General features: G+C 44.0%; 15 protein-coding genes. 9 read left to right on the plus strand and 6 right to left on the minus strand.

Features of this window, described 5'->3' with window-relative positions:
* The first annotated feature begins 45 nt into the window (after positions 1-45).
* From AB8P51_RS02775 to AB8P51_RS02810, 8 genes are all read left to right on the plus strand, one after another.
* Positions 46-10,695, plus strand: a complete 10,650-nt coding sequence (locus AB8P51_RS02775; protein ID WP_369747237.1) for a hypothetical protein — start codon at positions 46-48, stop codon at positions 10,693-10,695.
* A gap of 21 nt (positions 10,696-10,716) precedes the next feature.
* Positions 10,717-12,732: a gliding motility-associated C-terminal domain-containing protein gene (locus AB8P51_RS02780; protein WP_369747688.1), complete on the plus strand. Its 2,016-nt coding sequence runs from the start codon at positions 10,717-10,719 to the stop codon at positions 12,730-12,732.
* A 3-nt stretch (positions 12,733-12,735) separates the two neighbouring features.
* Positions 12,736-13,704 (plus strand): type IX secretion system membrane protein PorP/SprF, encoded by a 969-nt coding sequence (locus AB8P51_RS02785; protein ID WP_369747238.1) that lies wholly within the window; start codon positions 12,736-12,738, stop codon positions 13,702-13,704.
* 80 nt (positions 13,705-13,784) lie between these two features.
* Entirely contained in the window at positions 13,785-14,318 is a 534-nt protein-coding gene (gene idi, locus AB8P51_RS02790; protein ID WP_369747239.1) for an isopentenyl-diphosphate Delta-isomerase, read from the plus strand.
* Positions 14,315-14,725 carry a 6-pyruvoyl tetrahydropterin synthase family protein gene (locus tag AB8P51_RS02795; protein WP_369747240.1) on the plus strand — a complete coding sequence of 137 codons (411 nt, stop codon included), beginning with the start codon at positions 14,315-14,317 and terminating at the stop codon, positions 14,723-14,725. Before idi ends, AB8P51_RS02795 begins: the two co-directional genes overlap by 4 nt.
* On the plus strand, positions 14,726-15,181 hold the full coding sequence (locus AB8P51_RS02800) for a peroxiredoxin (protein ID WP_369747241.1): 456 nt from the start codon (positions 14,726-14,728) through the stop codon (positions 15,179-15,181).
* A complete protein-coding gene (locus AB8P51_RS02805) occupies positions 15,178-16,149 on the plus strand; it encodes a type I phosphomannose isomerase catalytic subunit (RefSeq protein ID WP_369747242.1) in 972 nt (323 codons plus the stop codon). The genes AB8P51_RS02800 and AB8P51_RS02805 overlap by 4 nt, the downstream gene beginning before the upstream one ends.
* A 65-nt stretch (positions 16,150-16,214) precedes the next feature.
* Positions 16,215-16,484, plus strand: coding sequence for a hypothetical protein (locus AB8P51_RS02810; RefSeq protein WP_369747243.1), 270 nt, complete (start codon positions 16,215-16,217; stop codon positions 16,482-16,484).
* 7 nt (positions 16,485-16,491) lie between these two features.
* Here AB8P51_RS02810 and AB8P51_RS02815 read toward each other — a convergent pair whose 3' ends face one another.
* The 3 genes from AB8P51_RS02815 to AB8P51_RS02825 are packed head-to-tail and all read right to left on the minus strand — an operon-like array spanning position 16,492 to position 20,795.
* Positions 16,492-17,196, minus strand: coding sequence for a DUF4369 domain-containing protein (locus AB8P51_RS02815; protein ID WP_369747244.1), 705 nt, complete (start codon positions 17,194-17,196; stop codon positions 16,492-16,494).
* Between the two features lie 43 nt (positions 17,197-17,239).
* A complete protein-coding gene (locus AB8P51_RS02820) occupies positions 17,240-18,502 on the minus strand; it encodes a DUF819 domain-containing protein (RefSeq protein WP_369747245.1) in 1,263 nt (420 codons plus the stop codon).
* 58 nt (positions 18,503-18,560) lie between these two features.
* Entirely contained in the window at positions 18,561-20,795 is a 2,235-nt protein-coding gene (locus AB8P51_RS02825) for a DUF5916 domain-containing protein (RefSeq protein WP_369747246.1), read from the minus strand.
* 200 nt (positions 20,796-20,995) lie between these two features.
* On the opposite strand from AB8P51_RS02825, the gene AB8P51_RS02830 reads away from it, so the two are divergent.
* Positions 20,996-21,769, plus strand: a complete 774-nt coding sequence (locus AB8P51_RS02830; RefSeq protein WP_369747247.1) for a S1/P1 nuclease — start codon at positions 20,996-20,998, stop codon at positions 21,767-21,769.
* On the opposite strand, the gene AB8P51_RS02835 is transcribed toward AB8P51_RS02830, so the two are convergent.
* Genes AB8P51_RS02835 through AB8P51_RS02845 form a run of 3 tightly spaced genes read right to left on the minus strand, consistent with a single transcriptional unit; the run spans position 21,766 to position 23,548 of the window.
* Positions 21,766-22,044 (minus strand): TIGR03643 family protein, encoded by a 279-nt coding sequence (locus AB8P51_RS02835; RefSeq protein WP_369747248.1) that lies wholly within the window; start codon positions 22,042-22,044, stop codon positions 21,766-21,768. The genes AB8P51_RS02830 and AB8P51_RS02835 overlap by 4 nt on opposite strands.
* Before the next feature lie 31 nt (positions 22,045-22,075).
* Complete coding sequence (locus AB8P51_RS02840; protein ID WP_369747249.1) at positions 22,076-22,672, minus strand: alpha-ketoglutarate-dependent dioxygenase AlkB; 597 nt, start codon at positions 22,670-22,672, stop codon at positions 22,076-22,078.
* A gap of 3 nt (positions 22,673-22,675) precedes the next feature.
* On the minus strand, positions 22,676-23,548 hold the full coding sequence (locus AB8P51_RS02845; RefSeq protein WP_369747250.1) for an AraC family transcriptional regulator: 873 nt from the start codon (positions 23,546-23,548) through the stop codon (positions 22,676-22,678).
* Positions 23,549-23,724 lie beyond the last annotated feature (176 nt).

Here is a 23,724-nt window from a genome sequence, read left to right on the forward strand (position 1 = left end):
GATGTTCAGGCGGCTATTGATGAGATCAATGCAGCAGCAGGGACAGTGGCCTTGGTTGACAATGGAGACGGGACATACGATTTTACAGACGCTGCCGGAAATGTAACTACAATTACCGATACCAGCATCTCTACCCTCACAGATAATGGGGATGGGAGCTTTACATATACCGATGAAACAGGGGCAGTAACCATATTTACAGAAACACTGACAACTCTTGTCGACAATTTTGATGGTACGATTACATATACAAATGAGGATGGCGTTGCACAAATCGTTAGCAAGTCGGATATCATAGATAATTTTGATGGTACCTACGTCTTTAACAATAATGACGGAACTCCGGTTACTATTGATTCAAGGGCAGTTTCCAACCCATACGATAATACTACATCTGGATTAATTGCCACAGATGTTCAGGCAGCAATTGATGAGATCAATGCAGCAGCAGGGACAGTGGCCCTGGTAGACAATGCCGATGGGACCTATACGTTTACCGATGCGGGAGGTAATGTAACTACTATCAGTGATACTTCCATCTCCACCATGGTAGATAACCTTGATGGCACCTATACCTATACAGACGAAACAGGCGCTACTCAGCTGATTGACACCAATGCGAGCAGCAACCCATATGATAATACAGTATCCGGACTTGTGGCTACCGATGTTCAGGCGGCTATTGATGAGATCAATGCAGCAGCAGGGACTGTGGCTTTAGTAGATAACGCAGACGGTACGTATACCTTTACCGATGCCGGAGGAAATGTAACTACAATCAGTGATACTTCCATCTCTACGATGGTAGACAACCTTGATGGTACGTATACCTATACAGATGAGACAGGCGCTATTCAGCTGATTGACACCAATGCGAGCAGCAACCCATATGATAATACAGTATCCGGACTTGTAGCTACCGATGTTCAGGCAGCAATTGACGAGATCAATGCAGCAGCAGGGACTGTGGCCCTGGTAGATAACGCCGATGGCACCTATACTTTTACCGATGCCGGAGGAAATGTAACTACTATCAGTGATACTTCCATCTCTACTATGGTAGATAACCTCGATGGCACCTATACTTATACAGATGAGACAGGCGCTACTCAGGTAATCAACACCACTGCAAGTAGCAACCCTTACGATAATACAGTATCCGGACTTGTGGCTACCGATGTTCAGGCGGCTATTGATGAGATCAATGCAGCAGCAGGGACAGTGGCCTTGGTTGACAATGGAGACGGGACATACGATTTTACAGACGCTGCCGGAAATGTAACTACAATTACCGATACCAGCATCTCTACCCTCACAGATAATGGGGATGGGAGCTTTACATATACCGATGAAACAGGGGCAGTAACCATATTTACAGAAACACTGACAACTCTTGTCGACAATTTTGATGGTACGATTACATATACAAATGAGGATGGCGTTGCACAAATCGTTAGCAAGTCGGATATCATAGATAATTTTGATGGTACCTACGTCTTTAACAATAATGACGGAACTCCGGTTACTATTGATTCAAGGGCAGTTTCCAACCCATACGATAATACTACATCTGGATTAATTGCCACAGATGTTCAGGCAGCAATTGATGAGATCAATGCAGCAGCAGGGACAGTGGCCCTGGTAGACAATGCCGATGGGACCTATACGTTTACCGATGCGGGAGGTAATGTAACTACTATCAGTGATACTTCCATCTCCACCATGGTAGATAACCTTGATGGCACCTATACCTATACAGACGAAACAGGCGCTACTCAGCTGATTGACACCAATGCGAGCAGCAACCCATATGATAATACAGTATCCGGACTTGTGGCTACCGATGTTCAGGCAGCCATTGATGAGATCAATGCAGCAGCAGGGACGGTAGCTCTAGTAGATAATGCAGACGGTACTTACACCTTTACTGATGCAGGAGGAAATGTAACCACTATCAGTGATACTTCCATCTCTACGATGGTAGACAACCTTGATGGTACGTATACCTATACAGATGAGACAGGTGCTACTCAGGTAATCAACACCACTGCAAGCAGCAACCCATACGATAATACTACATCAGGATTAGTTGCTACTGATGTGCAGGCAGCTATTGACGAGATCAATGCAGCAGCTGGTACTGTGGCTTTAGTAGATAATGCGGATGGTACTTATACTTTTACCGATGCCGGAGGAAATGTAACTACTATTAGTGATACTTCGATATCCACGATGGTAGATAACCTTGATGGCACCTATACCTATACAGATGAGACAGGAGCTACTCAGGTAATCAACACCAATGCGAGCAGCAACCCATACGATAATACTACATCAGGATTAGTTGCTACTGATGTGCAGGCAGCTATTGACGAGATCAATGCAGCAGCTGGTACTGTGGCTTTAGTAGATAATGCGGATGGTACTTATACTTTTACCGATGCCGGAGGAAATGTAACTACTATTAGTGATACTTCGATATCCACGATGGTAGATAACTTTGATGGCACCTATACCTATACAGATGAGACAGGCGCTACTCAGCTAATCAACACCAATGCGAGCAGTAACCCGTATGATAATACGGTATCCGGACTTGTAGCTACCGATGTTCAGGCAGCAATTGACGAGATCAATGCATTGGCGGGAACTGTAGCCCTTGTTGATAATGCAGACGGTACCTACACCTTTACCGATGCAGCCGGGAATATTACAACGATTAGCGATACAAGTATTTCCACCCTGGTGGACAATGGTAATGCCACTTTTACCTATACAGACGAAACAGGAACCACAGTGACCATCAACATGATCAGTGCTGATGCCAATAATGACATCATCGCAGGATCCGACGGTGGCCTCTACTTAAATGTGGCTTCAGTTGCCGTTGGTGAGACGATTACAAATATCGTGGACAATGGAGATGGTACCTTTACCTATACCAATGAAAATGGTACCCCTCAAATTATAAGCAAAGCTGATGTTACTGATAATGCCGATGGGACGTACACCTTTGACAATAACGACGGTACGCCTGTAACCATAAACACAAATGCAGGGAGTAACCCTTACGACAATACGACATCGGGCTTAACTGCCACAGACGTACAGGCAGCTATTGACGAAGTTTCTGCCGGGAGCACAGACGATCAGAACATCTCTGGATCTGGATTAGCAGGAACCAACCTGACCATCGGTATTGAAAACGGTGCATCAGAAATAGTGGACTTGTCTTCTTTAGTAGGTACGGACGACCAGAATATATCCGGTTCAGGACTGGCTGGAACCAACCTGACTATAGGTATCGAAAATGGCGCCTCTGAAATAGTGGATCTCTCTTCCCTTGTTGGAACAGATGACCAGACCGCAGCCGAAGTGAATTATGACAATACAACATCCGGCCTGACTGCCGTTGATGTACAGGCAGCTATCGATGAAGTAGCCGCCGGAAGTACGGATGATCAGAATATCTCCGGATCAGGCCTGGCAGGAACTAACCTGACCATCGCGATTGAAAATGGCGCTTCTGAAGTGGTCGACCTTTCCTCTTTGGTAGGAACCGACGATCAGATTGCCAATGAAGTAAATATCACCGATGCAGGAGGAAACTTTACCGCTACGGAAGTAGAAGGAGCCCTTGCTGAACTGGCTGCAGGTAGTACAGATGATCAGAATATTTCTGGCTCAGGATTAGCAGGAACCAATCTTACTATTGGAATTGAGAACGGAGCCTCTGAAGTAGTAGATCTCTCTTCTCTTGTGGGTACTGATGATCAGACCGCAGCCGAAGTGACTTATGACAATACAACATCCGGCCTGACTGCCGTTGATGTACAGGCAGCTATCGATGAAGTAGCCGCCGGAAGTACGGATGATCAGAATATCTCCGGATCTGGCCTGGCAGGAACTAACCTGACAATTGGAATTGAGAATGGAGCCGCAGAAGTGGTTGATCTTTCTTCTTTGGTTGGGACTGACGATCAGAACCTTTCTACCGACAGTACTCCAGGAAACATCTCTATTGAAGATGGCAATACATTAACCCTAAATGTGGACGATGCGGATGCAGATGCCACCAATGAATACAATACAGGGGTTGGGATGAATGCCGGCGCTCTGGAAGTTACTGATGCCGGTGGAACATTATCTACCAGTTTGATAAGTACAGATGCTAATAACGATATCAGTTCAGGAACTGATGGGGCATTATATCTCAATGTGGCCTCTGTTACTATATCCGAAACAATTACCAATATCGTTGATAATGCCGATGGTACGTTTACCTATACCAATGAAAATGGTACTCCTCAAACTATCAGCAAAGCTGATGTTACTGATAACGCTGATGGGACTTATACCTTTGACAATAATGATGGAACTCCGGTTACCATAAACACAAATGCCGGAAGCAACCCTTATGACAACACAACGTCGGGCTTAACAGCAACAGACGTGCAGGCAGCCCTGGATGAAGTAGCTGCAGGAAGCACAGACGATCAGAATATCTCCGGATCAGGTCTGGCAGGAACTAACCTGACCATTGGAATTGAAAATGGCGCTTCTGAAGTGGTCGACCTATCCTCATTGGTAGGAACCGACGATCAGATAGCCAGTGAAGTAAACATCACCGATGCAGGCGGAAACTTTACCGCTACGGAAGTAGAAGGTGCCCTGGCTGAATTGGCCGCAGGAAGTACAGACGATCAGAATATCTCCGGATCAGGCCTTGCAGGCACTAACCTTACTATAGGAATTGAAAACGGAGCTTCAGAGGTAGTTGATCTATCTTCTTTAGTGGGAACTGATGATCAGACCGCAGCGGAAGTGACTTATGACAATACAACCTCCGGCCTTACCGCTGTAGATGTACAGGCAGCTATCGATGAGGTAGCCGCCGGAAGTTCGGATGATCAGAATATCTCCGGATCAGGCCTTGCAGGAAACATCCTGACCATAGGTATAGAAAATGGAACGAATGAAACTGTTGATCTCTCTGCCCTTGTAGGCACAGACGATCAGATTGCCAATGAAGTAAATATCACCGATGCAGGCGGAAACTTTACCGCTACGGAAGTGGAAGGCGCCCTTGCTGAACTGGCTGCAGGAAGTACGGATGATCAGAACTTAACGGGTGCCACTCTCAGTGGAGCAAACATCCTTCAGATCGATATTGAAAATGGAACATCAACCACTGTTGACCTTTCGGCTCTGGATAATTCAGGAACAGATGATCAGACCGCTGCTGAAGTGACTTATGACAATACAACATCCGGCCTTACAGCTGTTGATGTACAGGCAGCAATCGATGAGGTAGCTGCTGGAAGTACTGATGATCAGAACATCTCTGGATCAGGACTTGCAGGAACAAACCTTACAATTGGAATCGAAAATGGTGCTTCTGAGGTGGTAGACCTTTCAACCCTTGTAGGTACTGACGATCAGACCCTGTCGACAGATAGTACACCAGGAAATATTTCCATTGAAGATGGAAACACCCTTACGCTTAATGTAGATGATGCTGATGCCGATCCAACAAACGAATACAATACCGGTGTAGCAATGAATGCCGGAGCATTGGAAGTTACCGATGCCGGAGGTACATTTTCAGATAGTTTAATCAGTACGGATGCCAATAACGATATTAGTGCAGGTTCTGATGGAGCTTTGTATCTCAACGTAGCCTCTGTGACTATTTCTGAAACGATTACCAATATCGTTGATAATGCCGACGGAACTTTTACTTATACCAATGAAAATGGGGTGCCACAAACCATCAGTAAAGCTGATGTAACGGATAATGCTGATGGAACTTATACTTTCGATAATAATGACGGAAGCCCTGTAACCATAAGTACTACAGCAGGAAGCAACCCTTATGACAATACTACATCGGGCTTAACAGCAACAGACGTGCAGGCAGCCCTGGATGAAGTAGCCGCAGGAAGCACAGACGATCAGAATATCAGTGGATCAGGATTAGCAGGAACGAACCTGACCATCGGAATTGAAAATGGTACTTCTGAAGTAGTAGATCTCTCTGCCCTTGTAGGTACTGACGATCAGATCGCGAGCGAGGTGAACATAACCGATGCAAGCGGAAACTTTACTTCAACTGAAGTAGAAGGTGCCCTTGCTGAACTGGCTGCTGGAAGTACAGATGATCAAAATATCTCCGGATCTGGACTGGCTGGTACTAACTTGACTATCGGAATCGAAAACGGTACCTCTGAAGTTGTAGATCTTTCATCCCTTGTGGGAACAGACGATCAGAATATTAGTGGATCTGGCCTTGCAGGTAACATCCTGACCATAGGTATTGAGAACGGAACCAACGAAACAGTCGATCTCACTGCCCTTGTAGGTACAGATGATCAGATCGCTAATGAAGTAAACATCACTGACGCAGGCGGTAACTTTACCTCTACAGAAGTAGAAGGCGCCCTTGCTGAACTGGCCGCTGGAAGCACAGACGATCAGAATATCTCCGGATCTGGCCTGGCAGGAAACATCCTGACCATAGGTATTGAAAACGGAACTAACGAAACAGTTGATCTCTCAGCCCTTGTAGGTACAGATGATCAGATTGCCAATGAAGTAAACATCACCGATGCAGGTGGAAACTTTACCTCTACGGAAGTAGAAGGTGCTCTTGCTGAACTGGCTGCAGGAAGTACAGACGATCAGAACTTAACGGGAGCTTCCCTTAGTGGAGCAAACATCCTTCAGATCGATATCGAGAATGGAACATCAACTACTGTTGACCTTTCATCTCTGGATGATTCAGGTACAGACGATCAGACCGCTGCTGAAGTGACTTATGACAATACAACATCCGGACTTACCGCAGTAGATGTTCAGGCAGCAATTGACGAAGTAGCCGCAGGTAGTACTGACGATCAGAATATCAGTGGATCTGGCCTTGCAGGAAACATCCTGACTATAGGTATTGAAAACGGTACCGACGAAACAGTAGACTTATCTGCTCTTGTAGGTACAGATGATCAGAACTTAACGGGTGCTACTCTCAGTGGAGCAAACGTCCTTCAGATCGATATCGAGAATGGTACATCAACTACTGTTGACCTTTCGGCTCTGGATAATTCAGGAACAGATGATCAAACCGCTGCTGAGGTGACTTATGACAATACAACCTCCGGCCTTAGCGCTGTAGATGTGCAGGCAGCTATCGATGAGGTGGCCGCCGGTAGCACCGATGATCAGAATATCTCCGGATCTGGCCTTGCTGGGAACATCCTTACAATCGGAATTGAGAATGGAACCAATGAAACAGTTGATCTCTCTGCCCTTGTAGGTACTGACGATCAGATTGCTAATGAAGTAAATATCACCGATGCAGGAGGAAACTTTACCTCTACAGAAGTGGAAGGTGCCCTTGCTGAACTCGCCGCTGGAAGTACGGATGATCAGAACTTAACGGGTGCCACCCTCAGTGGAGCAAACGTCCTTCAGATCGATATTGAGAATGGAACATCAACTACTGTTGACCTTTCATCCCTGGATAATTCAGGAACTGATGATCAGACCGCTGCTGAGGTAACCTATGACAATACAACCTCCGGACTTACCGCAGTAGACGTTCAGGCAGCCCTGGATGAAGTTGCAGCAGGAAGCACAGACGATCAGAATATCAGTGGATCTGGCCTTGCTGGGAACATCCTTACAATCGGAATTGAAAACGGAACCAACGAAACAGTTGATCTATCTGCCCTTGTAGGTACTGACGATCAGATCGCCAATGAAGTAAACATCACTGATGCAGGAGGAAACTTTACCTCTACGGAAGTGGAAGGTGCCCTGGCTGAACTGGCCGCTGGAAGTACAGATGATCAGAATATCTCCGGATCAGGTCTTGCAGGAAACATCCTGACTATTGGTATTGAGAACGGAACCAATGAAACAGTTGACTTGTCTGCCCTTGTAGGTACTGACGATCAGATCGCGAGCGAGGTGAACATCACCGATGCAGGTGGAAACTTTACTTCTACGGAAGTAGAAGGAGCCCTTGCTGAACTGGCTGCTGGAAGTACGGATGATCAGAATATCAGTGGATCCGGCCTTGCTGGAAACATCCTTACAATCGGTATTGAAAACGGAACCAATGAAACAGTAGACTTATCTGCCCTTGTAGGTACGGATGATCAGAACTTAACAGGAGCATCCCTTAGTGGAGCAAATATCCTTCAGATCGATATTGAGAATGGAACATCAACAACTGTTGACCTTTCATCCCTGGATAATTCAGGAACAGATGATCAGACCGCTGCTGAGGTAACCTATGACAATACAACCTCCGGACTTACCGCAGTAGACGTGCAGGCAGCCCTGGATGAAGTAGCCGCAGGCAGCACAGACGATCAGAATATCAGTGGATCTGGCCTTGCTGGGAACATCCTTACAATCGGAATTGAGAATGGGACCAATGAAACAGTTGATCTATCTGCCCTTGTAGGAACAGACGATCAGATCGCCAATGAAGTAAATATCACCGATGCAGGTGGAAACTTTACGTCCACGGAAGTGGAAGGAGCCCTGGCTGAACTGGCCGCTGGAAGTACAGATGATCAAAATATCTCCGGATCTGGACTGGCTGGTACTAACTTGACTATCGGTATCGAAAACGGTACCTCTGAAGTTGTAGATCTTTCATCCCTTGTGGGAACAGATGATCAAAATATCTCCGGATCTGGCCTTGCAGGCAACATCCTGACCATTGGAATTGAAAACGGAACCAACGAAACAGTGGATCTCTCTGCCCTTGTTGGAACAGACGATCAGATTGCTAATGAAGTAAATATTACCGATGCAGGAGGAAATTTCGTTTCCACAGAAGTGGAAGGCGCCCTTGCTGAACTGGCTGCTGGAAGCACGGACGATCAGAACATCAGTGGATCCGGCCTTGCAGGAAACATCCTGACTATCGGAATTGAAAACGGAACCAACGAAACGGTTGATCTTTCTGCCTTAGTAGGTACGGATGATCAGAACATAGAAAGTTTAGGTGTTGATGCAGTTACCAACATCCTTACGGTAGGTATCGAAGACGGTACAAGTCAGACAGTAGACTTATCACATCTTGATGATAGTGGTACAGACGATCAGAATATCTCTGGATCTGGCCTAGCAGGAAACATCCTGACCATCGGAATTGAGAACGGAACCAATGAAACAGTGGATCTCTCTGCCCTTGTAGGTACTGACGATCAGATTGCGAATGAAGTAAATATCACCGATGCAGGTGGAAACTTTACTTCTACAGAAGTGGAAGGTGCCCTTGCTGAACTCGCCGCAGGCAGCACAGACGATCAGAATATCAGTGGATCTGGCCTTGCAGGTAACATCCTGACCATAGGTATTGAAAATGGAACTAATGAAACAGTAGACTTGTCTGCCCTTGTAGGTACTGACGATCAGATTGCGAATGAAGTAAATATCACCGATGCAGGAGGAAACTTTACTTCTACGGAAGTGGAAGGAGCCCTGGCTGAACTTGCCGCTGGAAGTACGGACGATCAGAATATCAGTGGATCCGGTCTTGCAGGAAACATCCTGACCATTGGAATTGAGAATGGAACCAACGAAACAGTTGATCTCTCTGCCCTTGTAGGTACAGATGATCAGATTGCCAGTGAAGTAAACATTACCGATGCAGGCGGAAACTTTACTTCAACTGAAGTAGAAGGAGCCCTGGCTGAACTGGCCGCAGGAAGTACTGATGATCAGAACATCAGTGGATCTGGCCTTGCAGGGAACATCCTGACCATTGGTATTGAAAACGGTACAAATGAAACTGTCGATCTCTCTGCCCTTGTAGGTACAGATGATCAGATTGCCAGTGAAGTAAACATCACCGATGCAGGTGGAAACTTTACTTCAACTGAAGTAGAAGGTGCCCTTGCTGAACTGGCTGCGGGAAGTACGGATGATCAGAATATCAGTGGATCCGGTCTTGCAGGAAACATCCTGACCATTGGAATTGAGAATGGAACCAACGAAACAGTTGATCTCTCTGCCCTTGTAGGTACAGATGATCAGAACTTAACGGGTGCCACTCTCAGTGGAGCAAACATCCTTCAGATCGATATTGAGAATGGAGCATCAACAACTGTTGACCTTTCGGCTCTGGATAATTCAGGAACAGATGATCAGACTGCTGCTGAGGTAACCTATGACAATACAACCTCCGGACTTACCGCTGTAGACGTTCAAGCTGCTATCGATGAGGTGGCTGCAGCAAGCACAGATGATCAGTATGACGATGAAGTTCCTTTGAGAACTCCGATTGACGTGGATGAAGGTGGCGTAGGTTCTCCTACAAATGAAACCAATGTACAGGAGGTAATCAATGCAATTGCACCTATTACCTCAAAAGCTGCGAGGATCTTTTATCCTCCTTCTATTGCAGTAGATGCGTCTACAAATGGCAGCTTCTCAATCGACCTTTATGCTCAGTATACTGCGCAATTTGGCACCCCAACTGTGGCCAGTGCAGGAGCTCCTGCAGCAGTACCGACATACGGAGCTACTGAATTGTATTATTACGTTACTTATGCAGATCCAACAGTATTCAACACAGCTACTATGTCTATTGACGCCAATGGTGTCCTTAGTTACGATATCATAGGTCAGCCCACAGACTACAATTCACTAATTAATGTCGTATTCGTAGTAAAATAACATAACCATTACAAAAGGGTGTTGAAGACCATAACCAAAAATAGAGTATTCATCCTCAGCAGTATTTTTATATTGCTGGGGATTCTCGCATCTAACGCCCAGTTTTTATTGCAGGCGCCAAATAGCGGGGATGAAACTAATTTTCGATGGTATGAGGCTTCAGACCCGTCTACTGTCTTATCCACAGATTTTTTCTATGAAACCTCAATCCCCGGAATTTATTACGCTACCTACGACGGGACTTTATGCGGGTCTAATGCTACCGGATATTTTATTTTAACTGATTGTGAAACCCCTGATAATCAGGTTACTCTCGACATATCAGCCAATGTTTCAGGGAGTGCTACTATTAGCTGGACTCCTGCGGTCAGCGGGGACCAGCTCAGGCCGGTTGTGACTTCGACTCCCACAGTTACAAGGTATACAGCAACCCTGACCAAAGTGGGAAATTCGATGGATTTACCATCATTTACCGTAGTTTGTCTGCAACAGGCAGCTACTTTGGTTGACGATTTTATTTCACTTGTGGAGGATACTTCAACCCTGATCCCAATCTACGACAACGACAGTGGTTTACCCTCTACCGGAACACTTACAACTACCGATCCAACCAATGGTACTCTGGTAATAGATGATAATGGCACTCCTAACGATCCATCTGATGACATTGTACAATACACGCCGTTTATAGACTACAACGGTCCGGATTCGTTTACCTATACGGTTTGTAATTCCTTTGGGGACTGTAGTACGGCAACTGTAACTATAGACGTTACACCATATATTGATACTGAGGACGACGCAGTGGCAACCATTCTTGATACACCAGTGGATATCGACATCTGGACCATGAATGACAATGACCTTCCTGCTACCGGAACGATCTCATCAACCAATCCATCCAATGGTACCCTTACCAGGGATGATAATGGTACTCCGAATGACCCAACGGATGACATATTTACCTATGTTCCGAATCCCGGCTTTCTGGGAGCTGATGATTTTATCTACACCGTTTGTGATATGTCGGGGAACTGTGATTCGGCTACTATATATGTTTATATCAACGAACCTGACGTGGATCTCGATTCTGATGATGATGGAATTGTAGATGCCTTTGAAGATCTCAATCTCGACGGAGATAATGATCCTTTTACAAATCCGACAGACACTGACGGAGACGGTATCCCGGACTATCTGGATATCGATAGTGATGACGATGGAATTCCGGATAATGTGGAAGCACAAACCACAGATGGATACATTCCTCCAAGCGGACAGGACGATAACGACAATGGCCTTGATGATGCCTATGAAAATGGGGGTGGTCTTGGATTAATTCCGATCGATACTGACGGTGACGGCCTACCGGATTATGTGGATGATGATAGTGATGATGATGGCGTACCTGATAATATTGAAGGACATGACCACGACCACGACGGAATTCCGGATGTTACTTTTATTGGTTCAGATAAGGATAACGACGGACTTGATGATGGGTATGAAGGTAGCTCTTCTATCGATACAGATGTAAACGATGAAATAGATATTCCATTCCGCGATCTGCCTAATAATGATGGTGATGATGAATCTGATTACAGGGATACTGATGATGACAATGACAGTATACCCACTGTTGACGAAGATTATAATGGAGATGGCAATTATGCCAATGATGACGAAAATAACAATGGTACACCGGATTATCTGGAACCTAACGCTATTGAAGCCGATATAGAAGTCTTTAATGTAGTCACCCCTAACGGTGATGGCATTCATGATGTACTGGCGATCAGAGGACTGGAAGATTATCCTAATAACACAATCAGAATATACAACAGATGGGGAGTTCAGGTCTACGTAACCAAAGCATATGACACTCAGGGGAACGTCTTTGACGGCACCTCCGAAGGCAGGGTAACCATCGACAAGGAGAATAAACTCCCTGTGGGAACCTATTTCTACATCCTCGATTTTGAGGACAATACCGGGGCAATGAAATCATTGACCGGCTACATTTACCTTAACCGATAAACCATGAGACCTTCACTTACCTACACCAAATTCATTAGGACCTTGTACAAGGGGGTATTCCTTTTTCTGCTTTGTTCACTAACCAACCTCAGTGCCCAACAGGATGCGCAATACACCCAGTACATGTACAATACCGTTAGTGTTAACCCAGGATATGCTGGTTCCAGAGGTCAATTGAGTGTTGCAGCACTATATCGGGCACAATGGGTAGGACTCGAAGGTGCTCCCAAAACACAAACCTTTAATTTTCATACTCCTGTTGGTTATCGTGGCGTAGGTATGGGATTGTCAATTGTCAATGACCAGATTGGCCCCACTTCGGAAACCTACTTTGATCTTGACTTCTCATATACCATACAACTTGCCGCAGAAAAAAGGCTGAGCTTCGGACTTAAAGGGAGTGTGCATTTGCTCGATATCCGATTTTCCGAATTGAATCAGGATTATACCAATCCGGGCGGACCAGATCCCACCCTGCAGCAGGATATCCAGAACAAACTATCTCCCAATATAGGGGCCGGGGTCTACTACCATACAGATAAATACTATCTGGGATTATCGGCTCCACGCTTTCTGGAAACCTCTCATTTTGACGAATCTTCCCTTTCTACTGCTGCAGAACAGATAAATTTTTACCTTATTACAGGCTATGTTTTCCAAATGAATCCGCTCTGGAAATTTAAACCAACAATCCTGGCCAAGGTTGTACAAGGTGCCCCACTGCAAGTAGACGGTTCTGTAAATTTCATGTACAATGATAAATTCATTATGGGAGCAGCATATCGATGGGATGCCGCCGTAAGTGCCATGGCCGGTTTTCAATTGTCCCCGGAATTCCTCATTGGCCTTGCATATGACAGGGAGATAACAGAATTGGGAACAGCCCGATTCAATGACGGTTCCTTTGAAGTGATCCTCAGGTACGACTTTATCAAAGTAAAAGATAATTTGAAATCTCCCCGATTCTTCTAACGCATTTTGGTCTCAGACCTGGTATAAGATTTAAGATACACTTAACCAATTAACCAGGGGAAAGGTGTTATTTTTACGCAGTGGAAGAAGAAAGAGTTATCCTGGTTAACCAGAAAGATGAAGAAATTGGGACCATGCCTAAGATGGAAGCCCATGAAAAAGCCGTCCTGCACAGGGCGTTTTCTGTTTTTGTGATGAATTCAAAAGGGGAGACCATGCTACAGCAAAGAGCAGCAAAAAAGTATCACTCTCCTTTACTCTGGACCAATACCTGCTGTAGTCACCAGCGATTGGGCGAAACCAATCTGCAGGCAGGCAAAAGACGACTTCAGGAAGAAATGGGCTTCCAGACCGAACTCAAAGAACTATTTAGTTTTATCTATAAGGCCCCATTCGACAACGGACTTACCGAACACGAGCTCGACCACGTTATGGTGGGTTACTACGAAGAGGATCCGGAGATCAATCCTCAAGAAGTTGAAGCCTGGAAATGGATGAAACCCGATGATATCCGCAACGACATACAAACCTCCCCGGAATCCTACACCGCATGGTTTAAAATTATCTTTGAGAGATTCTATGATCATCTTATTAAAAATACCCTTCAGAAATGAAAGTAAAAGTAAGTCGGAGAGCACATTTTAATGCCGCTCACAGATTATACAGACCCCAGTGGAGTGATGACAGAAATAATGAAGTTTTTGGGAAGTGCAACAACCCTAATTTTCATGGTCACAACTACGAACTCATCGTGAGTGTAACTGGGGAGATCGATCCTGTAACGGGATTTGTGATTGATGTAAAGATCCTTAAAGACCTGATCAAGGCCAAAGTAGAAGATGCCTTCGACCACAAAAACCTCAATCTGGAGGTACCCGAGTTTAAAGAACTCAATCCCACGGCAGAGAATATAGCTGTTGTCATATGGAACAAACTCAGGCCGCATATCAAAGCTTCAGATACTCTTGAAGTAGTTCTTTACGAAACCCCGAGGAATTTTGTAACCTATACAGGCGAGTAAATGGGCCTTGAAGTTGGTGATATTATCCCTGAGTTTTCCCTGAAAGATCAGCATGGAAAGACCTTTAGCAGTAACGACTATGTAGGAAAGAAACCTCTGGTGATATTTTTCTATCCCAAGGATTACACCCCCGGATGTACTAAAGAAGCCTGTTCATTCAGAGACAGTTATGAGGAATTCACCGACAGAGGAGCGGAAGTGATCGGGATCAGTGCCGATTCTGAATCTTCACATCGTAAATTTGCCTCAACGTATAAACTGCCTTTTATACTTCTCGCAGATACTAAGAACAAAGTTCGCCGACTCTTTAAGGTAGAAAAGGCAATGTTCAATCTGCTGCCAGGTAGGGAAACCTACGTTGTTGACAAAGAAGGACGTGTGATAATGTCCTTCAATAATATAGGTGCCTCCGGACATATGAAGAAGGCGTTAAAGGCATTAAAATCGATCTCATGACAAAGGTATATCCTCTAAAATTTCAACCCATCTTAAAAGAAAGATTATGGGGTGGAACTAAACTCGCAGAGCAGCTCAACAAACCCAGTATAAGTGATATTACAGGTGAAAGCTGGGAACTTTCCGGAGTACAGGGCGATGTCTCTGAAGTGGCTAATGGAGAATACAAAGGAAGCTCCCTCAATGCCCTGATTGAGCGCTGGGGTCCCGACTTATTGGGGAATTCAGTTATTGACCGTTTTGGAAAGGAATTCCCTATTCTGATAAAGTTTATAGATGCAAAACAGGATCTGTCTATCCAACTACACCCACACGATGAACTGGCCAAATCAAGACACAATTCATTTGGCAAGACCGAGATGTGGTATGTTATGGACGCCGATAAGGATGCCAATTTGATCGTTGGCTTTAATCAGCCCATGACCAGGGAAAAATACGTTGAAAGTCTTGAGAACAAGAACCTCCTGGAGTATATGAATTATGAAAAGGTTACAGCAGGCGATACTTTTTTTATCAATACGGGGAAGATCCATGCTATCGGAGCCGGGGTGCTTCTGGCTGAAATTCAGCAAACTTCTGATATTACTTACAGGGTGTACGACTTCGACCGCCGGGATAAAGAGGGAAATCTGAGGGAATTACATACTGATCTCGCCCTGGATGCCATAGATTTTGAGCAAAAGGACGATTTTAAGGTGAGTTACGACAGAACTATCGATAAGGTAAATCCCATGGTTTCCTGTCCTTACTTCAAAACCAATTTCCTTCAGCTTACAGCTGATATGAAACAGGAGGCAGGCAGCAGGGATTCCTTTACTATATATATGTGTGTTGAAGGGAAAGCAGAGATTTCTAATGAGGCAGGATCAGCTTCTATCCGAAAAGGGGAGACAATTCTTCTACCTGCGAACTCTGAAACCATCCAAATTGAGACCTCAGGGTGTAAACTTCTGGAGGTGACCCTTTAAAAGAAAAGGAGCTTTTTTGTTGAAGGACGCGCTCTAAAGGTTATTTTTGCATAAAATAATTTCAAATGGCAAATATTCGCGATTTAAAGAAAGACATCAACTACGTCCTTGGAGATATCATAGAAGCAGTTTACATTCTGGAGGAATCGAACAATACTACGGGTTCCAAAGAAGGGAGCGAGATCATCGACAAGGCAATAGCTACGTTTGATGACCTGATCGCCAAAGTAAACCAGAAAGATGTGGAGAATAGGAAAACGCATCTGAAAGCGGTACGTCAGGAACTGGAAAAGGAAGCAACCGATCTTGTCAAGAAACTAAACAAACTGGGATAAGGGAAACTTATTCTGCTTTCCTGCTTTCCAGATGAGATTTTAATGCCTTACCGTATTTGCCCTGAGCCACTTCCGGACTAAGGGAGATATACAATGAATCCAAATACTTTACATTGGCATCTGCAACTTCAGTTAGCGCAATAAAAGGAGCAATGTGAGAATTCGAATTGCTCATGGCATAATTAAGAGCGTACAGATAACTTCGCCTTAAATTCCTCTCATTAGCCTTTTGAAGTGAATCCAGGGCCACAGGATCATTAAAAAGAGTGGAATCACTGGCAGCCTGCATCTGTCCCAGGCTTTCAGCGTTAAACCGACTCATAACTTCCTGGTATTTCTCTAATTTCTTCTGGGTTTCAGATCCTTCTATGACCGCTTTGGAATCAAAAGCGTTCCAAATGGTATTAATTGTGATTTTTCCTGGTTCCCCAAAAAAAGTGATTCTGTCATTGATATCGTTGTTATCGGCTTTTTTTAGGTAGAGATAATAAATCTCCGGACTCTCCAGTGTAGTTTCAAAAGTAAAGTCACCATTCCCTCTCATTTCCAGGGAATCAAGGGTTGCCAACACGGAATCTTCCACTTTTTGCAGGTAGAGAGTACCTTTCTTAAGCCCTTTTACCGTACCAGAAACTTCCATCTTATTCTCATCATGACTATCGCAGGAGATTATTAGAAGTCCGGTAATCAGGAAAAAGTAGAGGTATTTCATGCCTTGTTATTTTGGTGCTAATATCCGCAATCTTTATGGAATTCTAAACTTTGGAAGCAACTTCCATCAATAGGCCGCAAATATAAGCACCGGCGGTACCTACTACATATCCAAGTACGGCCAGAAGAATGCCTACAGAGGTAAGGGAAGGATGAAATTCTGCTGCAACTACCGGGGCAGAAGCGGCTCCCCCAACATTAGCCTGACTCCCAACGGCCAGGAAAAAAAATGGCGCTTTAATGAGTTTTGCAACCAGGATCAGCAAGCCGGCATGTATGGAGATCCAAATAAGACCAATTAGTATTAGACCAGGGTTCTCAAGTACTTTACCAAGGTCCATTTTCATTCCAATGGTAGCCACCAGAATATATATAAACAGGCCACCTATTTTACTGGCGCCGGCTCCTTCGTAAAGTTTAGCCTTGGTAAAAGACAACAGAATACCCACGGTGGTAGCGAATACAACCATCCAAAGAAACTCGGATCCCAGTGATGACAGGGCTTTTTCCTTATTGCGGATAATCTCAAAATTTGATTGAAGAAAATCTGTAAAATGAAACCCCAGAAAATGGGCAATTCCCACACCCGTAAAGGCCAGACTAGTGAGAATTATGTAGTCTTTTAATGTTGGAATTCTTGCAATTTTAGCGGTATATGCCGTCACCTTGGCCCGAAGATTATCTATAGAGCTCGTATCGGCTTTTAACCATCGGTCTATGCGTTCTGTTTTACCTACTCCCAGCAGTATAATAGCCATCCAGATATTTGCTACCACGATATCGATAAGGATCATTCCACCGAAATTAGCCGGGTTGTACTGAAAGACTTCCAGCATGGCAGCCTGGTTGGCACCACCGCCAATCCAGCTTCCCGCAATCGTTGCCAGCCCCCGCCATACGGCATCAAATCCAGCTCCGCCTACAGTTTCTGGGGAGAAAATGGAGACGATAAGAATAGCAATCGGCCCGCCTATCACAATTCCAATTGTGCCGGTAAAAAACATGATCAATGCTTTAGAACCCAGATTCATTATGGCCTTGAGATCTATACTGAGAGTCATTAGGATAAGAGCAGCCGGAAGCAGGTAACGACTTGCGATATAATACAGGTTGGACGACTCTTCCGAAATCAGTCCGAAACTCGTTAAAACTGCCGGCAGCATATAGCACATCAGCAGAGTAGGCACTACTTTATAAAATTTACTCCAAAAACCGGATTTGAAAGATGAGGTATAAAAAACAAATCCCAGGCAAAGGCAGAGCAGGCCCAGGATAACCGTATCATCTGTTAGAGGTAGGTGATCCATAAAAGTCAGATTTCTCGGCTAAATATAGAAATAATTATACGGGTGATTGTCTAATCCATCAGATATTGAGCCAGTAGGTGATTTTAAGGTTGATGGATCTGAGCTTGGGAGCAAATTCGTTGACGAAGTAATTGTCATTATATACCAAAAACAGGTCGGATAAGGGGGCAAAGCGCCATTGTAATCTCGAATTGATCCCCAGATTATCACGCTGATTGCTGTACTGAATAAGTGTAGACCAGAAAATGGATTTACTGAAGGTAACGTCAATTTTCGGACTGATGAGCCAGATATTGGCCGAAGGATAGGGATCTGGAAGGCTGATCTGGTCATAATTGACCAGTATAGATAAAAGGGCTTTGGGTTGAAATCTCAGGGACATTCTTCCCTGAACACTGAACTGGTTTCCATTGTAAAAACGTCCTATTGTAGGTTCAATTGAATAGGAAAAGATCTTTCTACGGTCTGAACGATATTCAAACTTCAGACTGTTGTAATGATAACCGAGATTTCCCGGAATAGGGATTCCCCCATCCGTATTTGTGGGGTCAAAATCGTCAAAAAGATAGGTGTACTGATTTGAAAGTTCCAATTGTACCTGAGACTGATCCTGAAAACGGGCGTTCCATCGGCTCATTAGATTGTAATCGGTATTCTGAAAATCATTTTCGGGACTCCAGATCACAATGGGGAAAAATTCAAAACTATGGCTATTGATAAAACTGTCGCTGGGCCAGTAGACCCGTTCTATACTTGCGGCACCTTTAACAATGTCATTACGCCTAACAAAACCCAGATCAGACCGGAAATCATCCCCCACATAAACCCAGTCGGTAAAAAATTTAAATTTGCGAGAGTTAAACCCGATATTGGCGCCTGAGGAATAATCTTTGTCACCTTCTTCAGGGGCAAATGATTTATGAGCATAAAATTTACCACTCCAAATATTGTCTTCAGAAATGAGATTGTAATCAAACCCTAATACCCGGTTATACTGGTCTTCTTCGGCTACGAAATCATAATCCTTTAAAGATTCCCTGTTGATAAAAAAGAAGCCGATGTTGGATCTTGAAAAGACTTTCTGCTGTAGCGCCAGCATTGTATTGTTGTTAGACGGGATCTCGTTGACTACATCTTCTTCGGTCTGAATAGAGAAAAACCCCAGCCTGAGATCCTTGGTCAGTTTTCCACTCAGTCGTGCTCCGGCAATAATTTTGTTTTCTATGGTATTTCCGGCGGTATCTTCTGCAATTCCGATCCTACGTGAAAAAAATGGATTGGCGTCCCGGCCGCCGCCAAAGGAAGAAAATAGATCACTGTTGTCAATAAAGAACTGTCTTTTTTCGGGTAAGGAAACTTCAAAACGGGTTAAATTGGTGACCTGGTCATCAACTTCAACCTGTGAGAAATCAGGATTTACAGTGATGTCCAGATTCATACTATTTCCAATAGATACTTTGGCATCCCCGCCTACTTTCACCAGAGAACCGTTTTCATCATTTTCATAGTCTCTGAAGGCATTGGTGGTAAAGTAGGGAATAAGGGCAAGGGGTGTTCTCGACTTTCCAAGTGGTTTTTCAAAAACCATATTTCCCATAAAGGTAAGTCCGTATATATTCTGATTCTGGGGAATTTGCATCCAGGTACTTGTCTCGTTGGATTGGGTATCAAAGCGATAACTGTTAAATCGCCATTTGGTTTCCCCTTCCTTAAACTTAAAGGAGGTAAGGGGAATGATGAGTTCAGAAGTATAATAGTTCTCGTAGATTTTGGATTCTCCTCTCCATTTTACATCCCAGGAAATACTGAAACCCCGGAGATCGAGTCCGCCTCCTGAAACGAGCCCTTCGCGCCTAACCCCATAAGGGTTTGTTCCAAACAGGAAGGCATTGTTTCCGTCATTGAAGGTGTCAAATAGTAAAGTGATATTATCGCTGTTTCCGGCCCTGAAATCGCGTTTCAGGGACTCTATGGCATATTCTTTACCTTTGGTGTAGACCTTAATCCCGATGTAAAGATTTTTATCATCGTAGAGCATTTTTATATCGGTTTGCTCTCTGGCCAGGATGGAATCTACAGGAAAGTACTCCCAAAAATCATTAGCGCTTTCGGCTTCCTCCCATATCGGTTCATCGAGGATACCATCTAGTTTGATAAAATCCTGAATATATTTTACTTTGAATTCCCGTTGTTTGCTGCTGAAATCATTCTGAGCATGAGTCGTCAGTATAGCTAACAACAAAAAGGAGGCCATCAAGACCATCCTATATTTTATGCCGGTAGTGTTTAACATTCTGGCAAATTTAACAGTTTTAAGCGTTAAAGAAATCCCAAAATTAAATGTACAATATCTGGTGGGTTATCGCAGGTTCATTGTAAAAAGATTAAGGAGATTTTTTAAATTCTGAGCAAGTCTTTTATTTTGAAGTTACAGAAAGTAAGATTTAACACTGCCTTTAATTCCCATTCTCTATTTTTACAAAAAATGTATACATGAAGAAATTATTACTTGTCTTAATTGTATTCGCACATTTTTCATACGCTAACCCTCCTGTATGGGGAAAGACAGGTCACAGAGTAGTGGGGGAGGTAGCCGAAAAACACCTTAGCAGGAAAGCGAGGAAGCAGGTCCAAATGATTCTTAATGGTCATTCTCTGGCGGCAGTGTCCAATTATGCGGACGATATCAAATCAGACACCTTGTACCGAAAATACTATCCCTGGCACTATGTAAATTATGCCGCTGGAAAATCCTATGGCGATGATGCTGTAAGTGGGGAAGGAGATATAGTCATGGCTATACAGACCTGTATTGAAAAGCTAAAGAATAAACTAACCCCAAAAGACGAAAGGACATTTTTCCTTAAGATGCTGGTCCATTTCGTAGGGGATCTTCACCAACCCCTACATGCTGGATGGGCTGAAAACCGGGGAGGGAATGATATTAAAGTCGAGTGGTTTGGACAAGAGAGTAATCTGCATCGGGTGTGGGACTCGGATTTGATCGACAATTTTGGTATGAGTTATACCGAACTTGCAGACAACCTGCCGGATATTTCAAAAAAACAGCGAAAAACGATGCAGGAAGGTGATGTATTTACCTGGGTAGAGGAATCACATTTGCTGGCCAATGCTATATATGCTACCGTTGAAACAGGCGATAGACTGGGCTACAGGTATAACTATTTGTATTGGGCTACCGTGGAAGAACAACTGTTAAAAGGAGGAGTAAGACTTGCAGCTGTCTTAAACGAACTCTTTGATTAGCGTTTTGCTATTTTATTTCCGGAAATGTTACGCTGACGACTACTCTTAAATCTTTTAGTATCATCTGAGCGGAGCTTGGCATGTTTCGTGGATCGTCCCTGAACCCTTTTCCTCCACATCCTGAAACTACTCGGCTTCATTTCCCGTCTCATGATCTCAATGGTGTCCTGTTCGGATATCCCGAATTGAAATTCTATCGCTTCAAATGGCGTGCGGTCTTCCCAGGCCATTTCTATTATCCGGTCTAGCTCTCTTTCTGTAAATTCTTTTTTCATAGCACGGCAAAGATAAGGGGAAATTCTGAGCTTATTTTATTACCCTGAAGGTGAGGTTGATACGTTCTCCGATATTCCTGCTGGTTTTTGGAAGCTGATGAAGCCAGTGATGTTGAGTGCTTCCTTTCATAATAAGGAGGCTGCCGTTTTCGAGTATCATTTTATGCTTCCATTCAGGATTTTCCTTGTGTTTTAAGTGAAACACGCGTTCTTCTCCAAGCGAGACAGAAGCAATCACAGGGTTTCTTCCCAGGGAGGGTTCGTTATCGGCATGCCAGCCATTACTGTCTTTCCCGTTACGGTATAGATTGAGCAGGCAGCTGGTGAACTGAGTAGGGGGGATTAGTTGTTCAATCTGTGCTTTTAATTCCTTTAGTTCCTGTGTAAACGCCAAAGGGTACATGGTGATGTTGGAGTAAGAATAAGACCGACCGTTATTGCCGTAAAGTGCAGTTAACCTGGGTTGAGGATAGGTTTTTCCAAAAACCCGGATGTCATCCTGCTGCCAGGCTACAGAAGCACGTAGGCTCTCCATAAGTTCACAAGCCTGGTCTCCAGAGAGGAAATTTCGGAAGTAGACAATATCACTCTGGGGCAGGTCTATATTAAGAGGACTTCCCTTCTCCACCTTTTAGGTCATGATATTTTTCAACTGATTCCTGTATTCTGAGGGATTTTGTCCTGTGAATGCCTTAAAAGACTTATTAAAGTGGGAAAAGTTATTAAAGCCACTCTCAAAACACACTTCAGTGATACTCATAGGTTGTTCTGCCAGCAATTTGGAGGCATGTACGAGTCGGCATTCATTGACAAATTGCACGAAGGTCTTGTTGGTGATTTTCTTGAAATACCGGCAAAAAGACGGAACCGTCATGCTTACCATGTCGGCAATTTCATCCAGGGAAATATCTTCCTTGAAATTTTGCTTTACATGGTTAAAGACCACATTGATCCTGTCATTGTCTTTTACCTCAGTTTTCAGGGAAAATCCGGCTGCATTCAGCACTTTGTAATCCTGTGACCCTGCAAGTTCATTGAGGATATTAAGTATGGATAGCAGCCTTTGGAAATCGGTTTGATATTCCAGTACTTCCATTTTCTCTCCAATTTTTCGCTTGGTCTTACCTGAAAATGCTATTCCCCCGGCCGCAAGGTCGAAAAGCGACTGGATCTTTTTCATTTCCGGGATATTAAAAAAGTCGTTCCCCAGAAAATCTTGTTTCATTTGAATTACCGTTTCTTTTTTGTTACCGGTAAGTTTATCGGTTAGTCCACAATGTGGGAGATTGCTGCCAATCAGTATGAGATCTCCATTAGTATAATATGAGACATGACTTCCAATCTGCCGCTTTCCTGCACCTCCGTTCACGTAGACTAGTTCTATCTCGGGGTGGTAGTGCCAGACGTTGTTCTTGTTCAGCCTGTCTTCGTCAAATTTTTGGTAAGTAAAGGAATTACCAAAATTGGGTTCTATGGCTTCAAAATTGGGTTTCTGCTTTATCATAATCATCCTATATACGAACAAAGTTAGGTCCGTGGTTTTGCAAAAGACTATGCAAAATTAACTTAAATATGTGCAATATTACCATTTAACGATTTATTAACGCTCATAGGAGTTAAAATAGAACACATAATGGAAAATTGTGCTGTAGTGAGAGGGAAATACCCGGGGTATGTTTG

The organism is Muriicola sp. SD30 (genome assembly GCF_041205185.1).
In the GTDB taxonomy this organism is placed as follows: Bacteria; Bacteroidota; Bacteroidia; order Flavobacteriales; family Flavobacteriaceae; genus Muriicola.

What these genes read in the sequence shown, in the direction of transcription:
- AB8P51_RS02785 (WP_369747238.1), top strand. Translation starts at nt 12,736, where the DNA reads ATGAGACCTTCACTTACCTACACCAAATTCATTAGGACCTTGTACAAG.
- AB8P51_RS02825 (WP_369747246.1), bottom strand. Translation starts at nt 20,795, where the DNA reads ATGTTAAACACTACCGGCATAAAATATAGGATGGTCTTGATGGCCTCC.
- AB8P51_RS02830 (WP_369747247.1), top strand. Translation starts at nt 20,996, where the DNA reads ATGAAGAAATTATTACTTGTCTTAATTGTATTCGCACATTTTTCATAC.
- AB8P51_RS02835 (WP_369747248.1), bottom strand. Translation starts at nt 22,044, where the DNA reads ATGAAAAAAGAATTTACAGAAAGAGAGCTAGACCGGATAATAGAAATG.
- AB8P51_RS02795 (WP_369747240.1), top strand. Translation starts at nt 14,315, where the DNA reads ATGAAAGTAAAAGTAAGTCGGAGAGCACATTTTAATGCCGCTCACAGA.
- AB8P51_RS02810 (WP_369747243.1), top strand. Translation starts at nt 16,215, where the DNA reads ATGGCAAATATTCGCGATTTAAAGAAAGACATCAACTACGTCCTTGGA.
- AB8P51_RS02845 (WP_369747250.1), bottom strand. Translation starts at nt 23,548, where the DNA reads ATGATAAAGCAGAAACCCAATTTTGAAGCCATAGAACCCAATTTTGGT.
- AB8P51_RS02815 (WP_369747244.1), bottom strand. Translation starts at nt 17,196, where the DNA reads ATGAAATACCTCTACTTTTTCCTGATTACCGGACTTCTAATAATCTCC.
- AB8P51_RS02800 (WP_369747241.1), top strand. Translation starts at nt 14,726, where the DNA reads ATGGGCCTTGAAGTTGGTGATATTATCCCTGAGTTTTCCCTGAAAGAT.
- AB8P51_RS02820 (WP_369747245.1), bottom strand. Translation starts at nt 18,502, where the DNA reads ATGGATCACCTACCTCTAACAGATGATACGGTTATCCTGGGCCTGCTC.
- AB8P51_RS02805 (WP_369747242.1), top strand. Translation starts at nt 15,178, where the DNA reads ATGACAAAGGTATATCCTCTAAAATTTCAACCCATCTTAAAAGAAAGA.